Source organism: bacterium, assembly GCA_021108215.1.
Classification (GTDB): Bacteria; Oederibacteriota; JAAXVQ01; order JAAXVQ01; family JAUVAV01; genus JAIORK01.
This window is the reverse complement of the sequence record JAIORK010000032.1, coordinates 26072-38632: the sequence shown is the minus strand read 5'-3', so window position 1 is coordinate 38632 and position 12561 is coordinate 26072. Positions and strand designations below refer to the sequence as shown.

The 12561-nt window shown below is 46.5% G+C and carries 10 protein-coding genes and 1 tRNA gene; 4 read left to right on the top strand and 7 right to left on the bottom strand.

Going from position 1 to position 12561, the window contains the following annotated elements:
* Nucleotides 1-42: 42 nt before the first annotated feature.
* The 5 genes from K8S19_06965 to K8S19_06945 form a co-directional block, all read right to left on the bottom strand.
* The gene (locus tag K8S19_06965; protein ID MCD4813414.1) at nt 43-1065 is read right to left on the bottom strand and encodes a DUF4325 domain-containing protein; all 1023 of its coding nucleotides are present in this window, start codon (nt 1063-1065) and stop codon (nt 43-45) included.
* 357 nt (nt 1066-1422) lie between these two features.
* The gene (locus K8S19_06960; GenBank protein ID MCD4813413.1) at nt 1423-2721 is read right to left on the bottom strand and encodes an MlaD family protein; all 1299 of its coding nucleotides are present in this window, start codon (nt 2719-2721) and stop codon (nt 1423-1425) included.
* A complete protein-coding gene (locus tag K8S19_06955) occupies nt 2718-3473 on the bottom strand; it encodes an ATP-binding cassette domain-containing protein (GenBank protein ID MCD4813412.1) in 756 nt (251 codons plus the stop codon). The genes K8S19_06960 and K8S19_06955 overlap by 4 nt, the downstream gene beginning before the upstream one ends.
* 172 nt (nt 3474-3645) lie before the next feature.
* Nucleotides 3646-4407, bottom strand: coding sequence for an ABC transporter permease (locus K8S19_06950; protein MCD4813411.1), 762 nt, complete (start codon nt 4405-4407; stop codon nt 3646-3648).
* Between the two features lie 30 nt (nt 4408-4437).
* Nucleotides 4438-4956, bottom strand: a complete 519-nt coding sequence (locus K8S19_06945) for an NUDIX domain-containing protein (GenBank protein ID MCD4813410.1) — start codon at nt 4954-4956, stop codon at nt 4438-4440.
* A 210-nt stretch (nt 4957-5166) separates the two neighbouring features.
* Here K8S19_06945 and K8S19_06940 point away from each other — a divergent pair, with 210 nt between their 5' ends.
* The 4 genes from K8S19_06940 to K8S19_06925 all read left to right on the top strand — a co-directional run bounded on the left by K8S19_06940 (nt 5167) and on the right by K8S19_06925 (nt 11519).
* Complete coding sequence (locus K8S19_06940) at nt 5167-5901, top strand: SDR family NAD(P)-dependent oxidoreductase (GenBank protein MCD4813409.1); 735 nt, start codon at nt 5167-5169, stop codon at nt 5899-5901.
* A gap of 170 nt (nt 5902-6071) precedes the next feature.
* A complete protein-coding gene (locus tag K8S19_06935; protein MCD4813408.1) occupies nt 6072-9146 on the top strand; it encodes a PAS domain S-box protein in 3075 nt (1024 codons plus the stop codon).
* The gene (locus K8S19_06930) at nt 9139-10353 is read left to right on the top strand and encodes an HDOD domain-containing protein (GenBank protein MCD4813407.1); all 1215 of its coding nucleotides are present in this window, start codon (nt 9139-9141) and stop codon (nt 10351-10353) included. Before K8S19_06935 ends, K8S19_06930 begins: the two co-directional genes overlap by 8 nt.
* Complete coding sequence (locus K8S19_06925) at nt 10350-11519, top strand: response regulator (protein MCD4813406.1); 1170 nt, start codon at nt 10350-10352, stop codon at nt 11517-11519. Before K8S19_06930 ends, K8S19_06925 begins: the two co-directional genes overlap by 4 nt.
* Before the next feature lie 46 nt (nt 11520-11565).
* Here K8S19_06925 and K8S19_06920 read toward each other — a convergent pair.
* Together K8S19_06920 and gpmA are read right to left on the bottom strand one after the other, a co-directional pair.
* Nucleotides 11566-11640: transfer RNA gene (locus tag K8S19_06920), tRNA-Met, on the bottom strand.
* 69 nt (nt 11641-11709) lie between these two features.
* Complete coding sequence (gene gpmA, locus K8S19_06915; protein ID MCD4813405.1) at nt 11710-12462, bottom strand: 2,3-diphosphoglycerate-dependent phosphoglycerate mutase; 753 nt, start codon at nt 12460-12462, stop codon at nt 11710-11712.
* Nucleotides 12463-12561 lie beyond the last annotated feature (99 nt).

Below are 12561 nucleotides of genomic sequence, written 5' to 3'. Positions count from 1 at the left end.
ATCGGTTTTTGGTGTTAAACGTTCGATACGCTGCATGACTCTTCATACCGGCCTCCCACGTTCGATCATGAATTTTACATCTTCATTGGTATTGATATATTCAAATTGAATTTCCGGATAGCGCGATTGAAAGACCCGGAACACTTCATCAACAAATGCCTGGCCAATTTTATCCACTTTTTTAAAATCCAATATCACATGCCGGAATTTCTCAATACCATGTAGTAAACGGCGAGCTTGTGAACGTGAAAGGAATGATTCCTCCCCCAATTGCGCCATTTCAATATACAAATGCGTTTTGTCAAATTTGTGTGTCTCACCTGTATATGCCCTAAACACATTTTCCAACCTTGTGGGCGAATCAAGCGCAATGACCATCCCAACACCAGTCCCGGTTTTTGCCTCGCCATCTGAAGACTCAAACACCCAATCCTTGATCGGATTATTTCTCATATACGCATATTTATTGGCTGACAGATAAAACTGATCAAACATTCTGGATGTAAAAAAAATACCTTCACCCGTATGATTTTCCGGGTCTGTCGTAACTTTGCCTTTGGATAACTCTAAGATACTCTCGCGTATATCGGAAAGTTCGAATTTTTTCTTAATTTTTTTAAAAATACCAATGCCATTATCAACTATATTCAGCTTTACTTGATTCTTCTCCCAGTGAGTACTAATAATTACCTCTGTTCCTTGAGAATGCTCAATCGCATTATTAAACATTTCATGAAAGCCATACGAGCAGATGTCCCTGATGTTTTTCGGAAGTTTTTCAAAAGTTTGAGACAAATGTTTTTTCCATACTGCATCTTCTTCAAGCTCGGATGTAATATCAAAAACCAGATAACGATCCGGGTTTGAGTAAAGTGCATATTTTACATCCCTGGTTTTACCGGTTTTAATAATATGACCCAACTCAATAAGACTACTCAGATGGCGATGAACGGTTGTGCGGGTTACATGAAAATATTTTTCCGTTACCGCAACAATATCCTGCGGATGATCGGTAATATTTTGGAGAATAAATTCACGTATCTCTTTGGCTTGGTTTTTTTTCATTTCTACATCCCTTTTATAACTAGTTCTAAAAACTATTATAACTAGTTATAATTAGGTTTGTAAACATAAAACTTATCTTTTATAAACACTATATACTGTATTCATTACACTTTTAATCAATATATGGTATTTATAACTAGTTATAATAAAGTTTATAACTAGTTATAAACTTTACTTTCTTGCTTTAATCTTCAATATAGTAGTATGGTATCACCGTGTCATGATTTAATTCAGACGAAACGCTTTTACTGATTAAACAGATACTTTCCGCCTCACGGCATTCCCGGTAAATTCTCCGTCATTGGCGTTTTCGTCTGAATTAAATCATGACACGGTGATACACACTGCTTATCTATTTTAAAACATCGTTTTCATCAATATGGTCAGCAAATCATCATCACGGTAGTGGATGGTCAGACCGGCTTTATAAAACGGTGATCGCAAAACATCTTCCACCCCGGCGGTCAACTCAATCAAATCAAGAAACACCACGCCCAATCTCACATCCAGCTGTATCGGATCATATTCAATCCGGTAGGCATCAAGCATGATGGAGAAATCATCCTCAAACATCCGCATATCCAAACCCGCCACAAAATATTCATCCCGAATCAACCCGCCGCGGACAAACAGGGGTGTTTCAGCAATCCGCCAGGCCAGCTGCCCTTCCATGGTGGTTTGCTCCGTCTCCAGACCATACAGCCCGGTAATTTTTTGAATCCCCACCACATAGTAACGGTCCTCATTGGGCCAAATACGCAACTGGGCCTGGCCGGAAGCAATCGCAGCTTCATACTTATTCAAACCAAAACTCAGATCAAAACGAATCTTATCCATTTTTTCCTGATAATCACCCACCCGTTTGATCACCCTCGAAGCGGTCGCCACGGTCTCGTCGAGTTTTTCCTTGGTCTCAGGCGAAAGAACTTTCTGTTCAGCATCCTTGAGGTCAGCCACAATAACCCGGATATCGCGGACTGCTGCGACCAGCTCATCATACAATTCCGGGTCTTGCATAAGTTTTCCGGCAGTACCGTCCCCATCATTGAGGGTCCGGGCAAATTGCCGTAACTCCCGAACCGCCTCTTTCAAACCATCATACAATCCCGGGTCCTGGGCCAATTGCCCCAGACTACCCTTACCCTCCCGAATATCCCGGGTGATCTGCTCGAGATTGACCAACAACCCTTTGGCCGAAACCATCATTGCATCCAAGTCATCCTTGAATTCCTTGGGTTCAACCCCGGCAATCACACCGCCGTCACGTACCGGCAGCGCAGCTTGACTTCCCTGGGTCAAATCTATATACATGTCACCCAGCATGCCCATTCCTTTAATCCTTGCGGTTGAGTCGGTCTTAATATAGGACTGGACTTTTTTCTCAACCTCCATCTCGACTTTAAGCTGCGGCGGATCGCTGTCTTTGACAAAATCCACATGTGTTACCGAGCCGACTTCGACACCGGAAAACCAGACCGGCGAGGAGGCGCGCAACCCGGCAACCGCCGGATAATAGGTCACCAGTTTAAATTTGGGTGAGAACGGATTGACACCTTTGGTGGGAAAAATCATTGCCAACAGGGCAATCCCCAACGCAATAGTGACCAGGGTCCCCACCTTCAATTGCATGGCCGGATAATTACGACTACTTTTCACCTTACAAATTCCTCGCTCTCATATTTTTTTCCGGGATCTCCAAAATAGTCTACAATCATTTTTTTCTGCCTCGAAAGAAACTGACGCCGGCTGCCTTTCCATACCAGTTCACCGGCACGAATCACAACAAAATTATCCGCAGCCTTGGCGGCATCTTCCATGTTATGCGTCACAATCACACTGGCAACATTGTGATCATGTTTTAGCTGATTAATCAGATTTAAAATACTCTCGCGCGCCACAGGATCGAGTCCGGTGGTGGGCTCATCATATAAAATAAGTTCAGGTCGATAAATTAATGCGCGCGCAATAGCAACCCTGCGGCGCATCCCGCCGGATAATTCTTCCGGCAGCATATTAATGGTATGACTCAGTCCGACCGTGTCGAGCATTTCCTGAACACGCGGCCCCACCTGGGCATGGGTCATTTTTTCATGTTCCATATAATAATAACCCACATTTTCCCCCACGGTCAGCGAATCAAACAAGGCACCTTCCTGAAAAACCATACCAAATTTTTTCCGAATATCCACCAACTCCAGATAGCTCACCTGATTGATATCCTGGCCGTCAATCAGAACCTTTCCGCTATCCGGAACTGCCAGACCGAGAATTACGCGCAAAATCGTACTTTTCCCGGATCCGGAAGCCCCTAAAACGGCCAACGTCTCCCGCTCGCCTACCGTGAGATTGATGTCCTTTAAAATCTGTTTGCCGCCAATCGAAAAATCCACTGCTTGTAATGCAACCATTGCTAAGAACCATTCCCTTTTTTAAAATTACTTATCGTGCCAACGCGAACACGATGGGCAGCCTGCCCGGCTTGCCCCGCGAATGCGGGGGCGTAACTTGTCCGGCGTACTTGCCCAGCTTGCCCCGCGTATGCGGGGGCGAATGCCGGGTGCCGGGTAAGCCAGTGGATTTTTATACGCCAAAGATGGAAAGCACAATAAAACCAATAAAATAGTTCATCAAAAAAATAAGCAAAGAACTGGCCACCACGGCATTGGCGGACGCCTGACCCACGCCCCGAACACCCTGACTGGCCCGCAGACCCATATAACAAGCGATCGTAGCAATAATAAAACCGAAAACAATCGGCTTGGTAAAACCGCCGGCAAGGTGCCGCATCACAAACGCCTTGCGCGCCTCAAACCAAAACGTTCCCGGTGAAACGGTCGAAACTAAAAACCCACCCAGCATGGCAATCAAATTAGCCACCATGGTCAATGCAGGTACTGCCACCAATAAAGCCAGTAACCGGGGGGTGACTAATTTTTGCATGGGGTCCTGACCCAGTCCCTCAATAGAATCAATCTGCTGAGTGACGCGCATGGAACCGAGTTCCGAGGCAACCCTGGCACCGATGCGACCGGACAACATGAGCCCGGTAATCACAGGTCCCAACTCACGTACTGTTGCCACTCCCAGCATGCGCCCGATATATACCTTGGCACCATAGACCGCCATCTCCGCCTCTAAAAGCATTGTGATCGCCATCCCGATGAAAAGCCCGGTAGGGATCATAATCAACAGTGACTGGACACCCAGGGCATCAAGTTGCTCCAGCACGTCACGAAAATGCGGTGGCCGCCGAAAAACCGAGATCACCGCCTGAAACGTAAAAATAATATAATCCCCCATTTTTTGTACAACGGTTTGAATGGGTTTCAATAGCTCTTTCACGTATCACCCTGCCTGTTTGTTATCATTGGATCATTCCTTTTGGGGAGGACGAATTTTTTTCCAGCGCCGGTACTCATCTTCAAAATTAGGGGTAAAACAGTTTGTTCCCAAATGCTCTTCTATTTCCCCGACTTCCCAAAAACGACCTTCGGTTATTTCCGCTGTTTCTATCCGAATAGGCCCGTCCCATATTACGTGAAACGTGGTGACCAATTCAGTCTCCACATCACTCCACATAATATAGTGATATAATTCTTTGAGGACTGCACCGGAAATACCCAGCTCTTCCTGCAATTCTCTGCGTGCACCCTCTGCCTCCTGCTCGCCCGGGCATAAATGCCCGCCCACGGAAGTATCCCACTTCCCGGGTTGAATATCTTTATGCGGCCCGCGCTTTTGTAAATAGAGGTGACCTGCACGATCAAACACCAAAACATGCACCACACGATGCATGAGTGTGGGATCGCGGTGGCATTCCCGGCGCGTTGCCAAACCAAGAACATTCCCTTCCACATCAATAACTTCCAGTTGTTCCTCTTTTTGTTCCATCCGGTGTCTCCAGCAAACAGTCTTCACTTTAAAGACAAAAACCGTGGATTTTGTTTATATAGCGAAAATAATAGCAAAATAAGCTAAAAAATCATATTTATTTAATCCGGTGGCTTGCTTTTTCCTGTACGCGCATGCTATGTTGAATCCATCCGGTGGTCGTTAAAAAACCGGGAGTATACAGGAATATTTTTTTCTTACAAGGGTGTTATGTCTAAAATAAGCAAACCACAAAAAGCGGTTATTATCGGTGCAACCTCCGGCATCGGCGAAGCGCTTGCCCGGATTCTGGCTGACCATCAGTGGGTACTCGGCCTTGCCGGTCGCCGCCGGGAAAAACTCGAACAGCTCCGCCAATCGCTCAAAACCCAGATTTTTATTCAACCGATGGATGTTATGCAAACCGCAACCGCGCGTGATCAGCTCCAAAATTTGATTACTGCCATGGGAGGCATGGACCTGCTTATCATCAGTGCCGGTATTTCACGACGCGGCGCCTCACCCCAACAGGAAGAAGAAATTATTCAGACCAACATTAACGGGTTCACGGCATTGGCCCGCTCCGGCTTTGAATTCTTCACCACCCAAAAAAGCGGTCACCTCGTCGGTATTTCCTCAATCTCCGCTCTGCGCGGCCGCGGAGAAAACCTCGCGTATGCCGCTTCCAAAGCCTATGCATCCAACTATCTTCAAGGACTCCGCCAGAAGGCCTTTCGCGCGAAAATGGCGATCACGGTGACGGATGTACTGGCCGGTTGGGTTGACACGCCTTTGATCCGCGGCGGCAGCAGCCGGCATTTTTGGGTTGCCCCGGTCAATAAAGCCTGTTGCCAAATTTTCCAGGCCATTCAAAGAAAAAAGAGTACAGTTTATATTACCCGAAGATGGCGTTTACTCGGTTGGTTTCTTACCCTGATCCCTGACTGGCTGCATAAACGCTTGTAGTTCTCATCTTTTTTCACCCGCTGGCTCCCTTTATTCAATTTTCCATTTCATCCGTCACCCGGCATTCACAGCCAATCTTTTAAAAAAATGTTTACTCTGTCCTTATACGCCTTTTAACTATGTCGATACTAAATTTACCGGTATCATGCAACTATTTTCCCGAGGGCGATATGAATACTAAGCACCCCACACTTCCAGTTGAAAAACCGGACAACCAACAGATACACGAACTCAGCGCTATCTTCAGTGCTCCTGAAGCGGATCTTGCCCTGCTCAAAGAATATGATCTGGTCAAAGTCATTCTGGAAACCTCCCAGGCGATTGTCCTCATCCTGGACAAAGATGCCCGGATTGTTTTTTTCAATGAATTTTTAGCACAGCTTTCCGGATATAAGCTTGATGAAGTAAAAGGCAAAGAATGGTTTCCGCTCTTTTTACCCCCAGCCGGTCGATCCACGATCCGATCGGTTTTCCAGACAATTTTAGAAAACCAGACGCAGCATATCATGGTGAACCCCATTTTACTCCGCTCCGGACAAGAAAAAATAATTGAATGGCACAATAAAATACTCCGCGACCACGACGGGGCGGTCTGCGGTGTCTTCGCCTTTGGAAAGGATATTACTGAGCAGGTCACGACCAAGCGATTGCTTGAACTCCAGAGAGATTTGGCCTACAGCGTCAATAACATGCCTTCCCTAAAAAAGGGACTCCCGCAGGTTTTCCGGATTTTACAGGACCAAACTAAAGAAATTGATGATTGCGCCATTGCGCTTTTGGCAACTCCTCCCAAAAAATCCGTGTGTTTCACCAGCCGGGAATTTCCCCTCGCTTCGAATGATACCGCATTCCGGTTTTTCGAGCGTTTGTGTGCGAGTACACCAAAACTTCAGGATAAACCATATTACATCAATTTTAAAGCATCTCGTGAAAATGACCAGGATTGGGAGCGGACGGGTTTTTTGGGTGTGGGTATCCTTCCGATCCGCCATGAAAATAAAACCCTCGGTATCTTTTTTATTGCCTCGCAGCATTATACCTCACTGCCGAAAAATTTACGGTCCATGCTTGAACTCACTTGCACCCACCTGGGAAGTGTCCTCTCGATGCTAAAAAACCGAGAACAATTACATCAGGAAAAAGAAAAATACCTCCGTATCTTTGACAGCTCGTCCGATGCCGTATTGCTGCTTGACGAAACCAAGATTGTTGACTGCAATGCGGCAGCAGTAAAGATGTTCCGCCTTTCCGGCAAAGAAGAAATGATGGCGTTTTCCATTCTCAATTATTCCCCGCCCCTGCAACCGAACGGACGCAGCTCTGAAGACCTTGCCCAACAGCGTACCCAAGACGCCTTTGCCCGGGGATATAGACGCTTTATCTGGATGCATTGCCGTAAAAACGGGGAAGCTTTTCCCGCCGAAATTCAATTAATCCCTTTCCTTACCTGCGATAAAAAATTTATTCAATCCAATATTCGTGATATCAGTTCTCAGATAAAAAACCAGGACAATCTTCAAAAAAGCATGGATATCCAGGCTTCACTGTATGAACTGATCAGCCTTTCTCTGGAAAAAACCTCCCTGGAAGAATTTTTAAACAGTGCCGCCGCTCAATTCCTGTCACTTCCTTGGATGGAAAAAATCATAAATAGCGCAATTTTCATCACCGATCCGGAGCAAACCCGGCTGCACTTAAACGCCTCCAAAGAATTGTCTGAAGAACAACAAAAACAACTACACACCCTGGCACTTGCCGACTTCACAGCCCGGCACACCGATTTTCTCTCTCTGCCGGTTTTTGCCTGCCAGTCCCAAAACATACTTGACGTGATCCAGACACAAGGAGACCAATCGGTCTGGATTTGTCCGCTCCAGGATTCTAAAAAACATCTCAGGGGAATCATTATCTTAACGACCTGTCGGCGGCAAAATTTTAATTCGGCGGCAGAAGCCTTTTTCTGTACAGCCGAACAAATGATCATCAACGTGATTCACCGTAAACAGGCAGAGCAGACTTTCCAAACCGAATACACCCGTATGGACTATCTAATTAACTCCATTCCCTCTGTCGTCATTGCGGTCAATAAAAATAATACCATTACGCTATGGAACCATACCGCCCAACAGTTGTTTGCCATCCCCGCCACCGAAGTCATGGGCACCCATTTCCCGGACTGCACGATTCCCTGGGAATGGTCTCACACCCTCCGGAATATCCCCAATTTGCTACACCGCTCCAAGTCGCTCAAATTTGAGAACATTCGCTTTACGCGGCCGGACAAAACTGAAGGTTTTCTGGATCTGCTGATTACTCCCCTGCAAGGTACCCTTCACCAATTTTCAGAATTCTTACTGATCGGTATCGACCGGACCGGGCAAAAATCCCTGGAAACCCAATTGTTGCACTCGCAAAAAATGGAATCCATCGGTCAATTGGCTGCCGGGATTGCCCATGAAATCAATACCCCCACACAATACGTGGGTGATAATATCCGGTTTTTACAAGACTCCTTTGGCGATGTTTTTGATTTGCTGGAAAAATTTCTGGCAACCTATCAAAAATACCCACCAGCCATGGGCGACAATGACTCGGACGCGCTGGCGCAGGCTGTCCAAAACCTTGATTTCAATTATCTTCTTGAAGAGGTTCCCCAAGCAGTCCTACAATCCTTGGAAGGGGTGGAAAGAGTTGCCACCATTGTCAAAGCCATGAAAGGATTTGCCCATCCGGATGGCAATCGTACTCTAACAGCGTCGGATATCAATCTTGGCATCCAAAATACAGTGACTGTTTCCAGAAATGAGTGGAAATATGTTGCCGAGACTAAGATGGATCTGGACCCTGACATGCCTATGGTTCCCTGCCTGCCAGGTGAAATAAATCAGGTTATTTTAAATATTATTGTCAATGCAGCCCATGCCATTGAATCACAGGCCGGCAGCCATCCTGAAATCAAGGGTAAAATTAAAGTGACCACCTGTCTTAATAAACCCTGGGCTGAAATCCGGATCAGTGATACCGGCGGCGGTATTCCCAAAAACATTCAGGGACGTATTTTTGATCCCTTTTTCACAACCAAAGAAGTCGGAAAGGGCACCGGCCAGGGTTTGGCCATCGCCCGTGCAGTCATCAAGGATAAGCACCATGGTGCGCTGATTTTTGTTGTTGAAGAAGGCGTTGGCACAACTTTTTTGATCCAACTACCCCTGGAGCAGCCAAAGGAGCACGATTCCGTTGGATAAAAAACAACTTTTATTTGTTGATGATGAGCCCAATATCCTACAAGGCTTGCGCCGCATGTTGCGACCGTTGCGCAATGAATGGGATATTGAAACCGCACAGAGTGGCGAGGCTGCGCTCACCCTTTTGGAAAGACATACTTTTGATGTTATTGTGTCGGATATGCGCATGCCCGGTATGGACGGCGCACAACTTTTAACCCATGTCATGCAACGCTTTCCCCACGTTGTGCGGATTGTACTTTCCGGGCAATCAGATCAGGAAAGTATTTTTCGTTCGGTAGGTCCGGCACACCAGTACCTTGCCAAACCGTGTGATGCCGAGACACTCAAAACTACCATCGACCGTGCGCTTTCGTTGCGCGATATGCTTACCAGTGACAATCTGCGCAAGCTCACTTCCAAACTCCAGTCACTGCCCAGTCTGCCAACGTTGTACAACGACGTACTCAAGGAATTACATTCCCCGGAGCCTTCCATTGAAAAAATCGGAAAAATCATCAGCAAAGATATTAGTATGACTGCCAAATTACTCCAATTGGTAAACTCCGCCTTTTTCGGTTTTTACAAAAACATCACTGATCCGACCCGGGCAATTATGATTCTAGGACTGGATAAAATAAAATCCCTGGTTTTATCGATCCATATTTTTTCATCCTTAAACCAGCGCGATTGCAGCCGTTTCAACCTCGATGCACTATGGCGGCACAATTTACAGACCGGACATTGTGCCAAGGAAATCGCCAAACTCCTGAGTCGAGAAAAAAATTTCCAGGAAGAAACCTATATGGCAGGACTGCTGCATGATATTGGCAAGCTGATCCTGATGGCCAACTTACCGGATGATTTTGAAAACGCACTAAAAAACGTTCAAGACGGTGGTCATGAATTTATTCAAAGTGAGTACGCTATCTTCGGCGCCACCCATGCCGAGGTCGGCGCCTATCTGTTGGGACTCTGGGGACTTCCCGGCGCCATTATCGAGTCAGTCGCCTTTCATCATCAACCCCTGCTCAGTAACAGCGCGCTTGTCTCCCCTTTGGTCTGTGTCCACGCAGCGGATATTTTCGTCCGCCGTCAAGAACCCCTGGTGTATGAAAATGCCGATCAAATTAACATGGATTACCTCGCCCAGTTGGGGTTAACGCAACAGCTTTCCACCTGGGAAAAAAAGTGCTCGGAACTGCCCAAAGAGGATGATGCCCTATGAACTCAAAAATACTTTTTGTAGATGATGATCCCAATATCCTATCCGGTTTTCGTCGAACCTTACATAAACACTATTCAGTGGATACAGCAGAAAGTGGTAAGCAAGGGCTCGTCTGCCTTGAAACGCAAGGACCTTATGCTGTCATTGTCTCAGACATGCGCATGCCGGAGATGAACGGTGCCCAGTTTTTGGCACAGGTGAAACAGCACTTCCCGGATAGCGTGAGAATTTTGCTTACCGGCCAATCCGACATGACCGATGCCATTGCCGCAATTAACGAGGGGAGTATTTTCCGCTTTTTAACCAAGCCCTGCGAAATGACGCTACTGAGTTCGACGCTTGATGACGCACTTAAACAATACCATTTGATTACGGCTGAACGGGAATTACTGGAAAAAACATTAAACGGGAGTATTAAATTGCTCACAGATATGCTCTCCCTGGCAAACCATGCCGCCGTGAGCCGGGCTGAGCGGATTAAAAAAATCATTGCACACATGGCCCATCAGGCAGCTATTCCCAATGCCTGGCAATACGAGTTGGCAGCCATGCTCTCCCAGATCGGGGCCGTAACCCTGCCGCTGGAAATTCTCCAAAAATATAATCAAGGGGACCCCTTAAGCACGGATGAATCAAGCATGCTCGATACCGTCCCGCTCATCACCCGTGATCTTTTGATCAATATTCCTCGCTTGGAAAATACTGCTCGTATGATTTTCCAGCAGCGGGAGCCATTTGAAAAATTCCAGGACAAAGCATTGGACCAGCGGGATCCCGTCGAGCTGGGGTCGCAACTATTGAACATCGCAATCACCTTTGACCATTTCATCATCCGCAAGGCCCAGCCGGCATCCCAAATTATTTTACACCTGACGGAACAGCGCAAGCTTTACGATCCACTGTTGGTGGCGACGCTCAAGTCACTCCAACTAGAGATAAAAACCCTGTCCAGACAAACACTTGATATTTATGAGATCACTCCGGGGATGATTATTGCGTCGAACATTAAAACCTACAAAGGTGTTTTTCTCGTTCCCGAAGGACAGGAAATCAATCCGACCATTATTAAATTTTTACAAAATTACATGAACCGTAACGAGATTGACGAGACCATCGAGGTTTTGGTCCCCTGTGGAACTGCCAAAAGTCCGCCGGGCAAACGCTAAAAACAGAAAAGCCCCACACCTTGTTGGTGTGGGGCTTTTCTTATTGTGGTTGCGGGGGCTGGATTTGAACCAGCAACCTTTGGGTTATGAGCCCAACGAGCTACCATTGCTCCACCCCGCGATCAATATTTTCCCAAGATGAGGCAGGACTTTAACATATCACTCTTCGAATGTCAACGCCTGCAATAATTTATTTCTTAGCCGATCCCTGGGCCGCTACCGCTGCCTGGGCCTGCGCAATTGCCTCTGGATCACCCAGATAATAGTGCTTAATCACCTTAAATTGATCATCCAATTCATAGACCAGCGGCACACCGGTGGGTATGTTCAATTTCACAATTTCTTCGTCACTCACGCCATCCAGATGTTTCACCAATGCGCGTAATGAATTACCGTGTGCGGCGATCAGCACTTTTTTCCCTGCCTTAATCTCGGGAAATATGGTCTCCTCCCAATAAGGCAGTACTCTTTCCAATGTGGTTTTCAAATCTTCGGTTGCCGGCAATTCATCGGACGAGAGATTGGCATAGCGCGAATCATACTTCGGATGTCTTGTGTCTGATTCGTCCAAAACCTCCGGTGGAATATCATAACTACGCCGCCAAATTTTTACCTGCTCATCACCAAATTTTTCAGCGGTCTCTGCTTTATTTAACCCCTGCAAAGCGCCGTAATGCCTTTCATTAAGTCGCCAGGTACGGATTACCGGGACCCACATCAGGTCCATCTCATCCTGGGTAATCCAGAGTGTCCGAATGGCACGCTTCAAAACCGAGGTATAGGCCACATCAAAGGTAAATCCTTCTGCTTGCAGTAATTTCCCCGCAGCATGCGCCTCCTGTAAGCCCTGCTCGGAAAGATCCACATCGGTCCATCCGGTAAATTTATTCTCCAAATTCCAGGTACTTTGACCGTGCCGCAGCATAACCAGTTTTGTTGTCATAGTTTTCCCCTCCAAAACATACAATAATTTAAAAACGGTCGAATTATAGCATACTGATCTGATTGTAAAAGGAGAAAAATATAAAAAACCACAAACCAG

Coding starts and splice junctions, on each gene's coding strand:
- gpmA (MCD4813405.1), bottom strand. CDS start 12,462: ATGACAACAAAACTGGTTATGCTGCGGCACGGTCAAAGTACCTGGAAT.
- K8S19_06935 (MCD4813408.1), top strand. CDS start 6,072: ATGAATACTAAGCACCCCACACTTCCAGTTGAAAAACCGGACAACCAA.
- K8S19_06955 (MCD4813412.1), bottom strand. CDS start 3,473: ATGGTTGCATTACAAGCAGTGGATTTTTCGATTGGCGGCAAACAGATT.
- K8S19_06925 (MCD4813406.1), top strand. CDS start 10,350: ATGAACTCAAAAATACTTTTTGTAGATGATGATCCCAATATCCTATCC.
- K8S19_06945 (MCD4813410.1), bottom strand. CDS start 4,956: ATGGAACAAAAAGAGGAACAACTGGAAGTTATTGATGTGGAAGGGAAT.
- K8S19_06940 (MCD4813409.1), top strand. CDS start 5,167: ATGTCTAAAATAAGCAAACCACAAAAAGCGGTTATTATCGGTGCAACC.
- K8S19_06965 (MCD4813414.1), bottom strand. CDS start 1,065: ATGAAAAAAAACCAAGCCAAAGAGATACGTGAATTTATTCTCCAAAAT.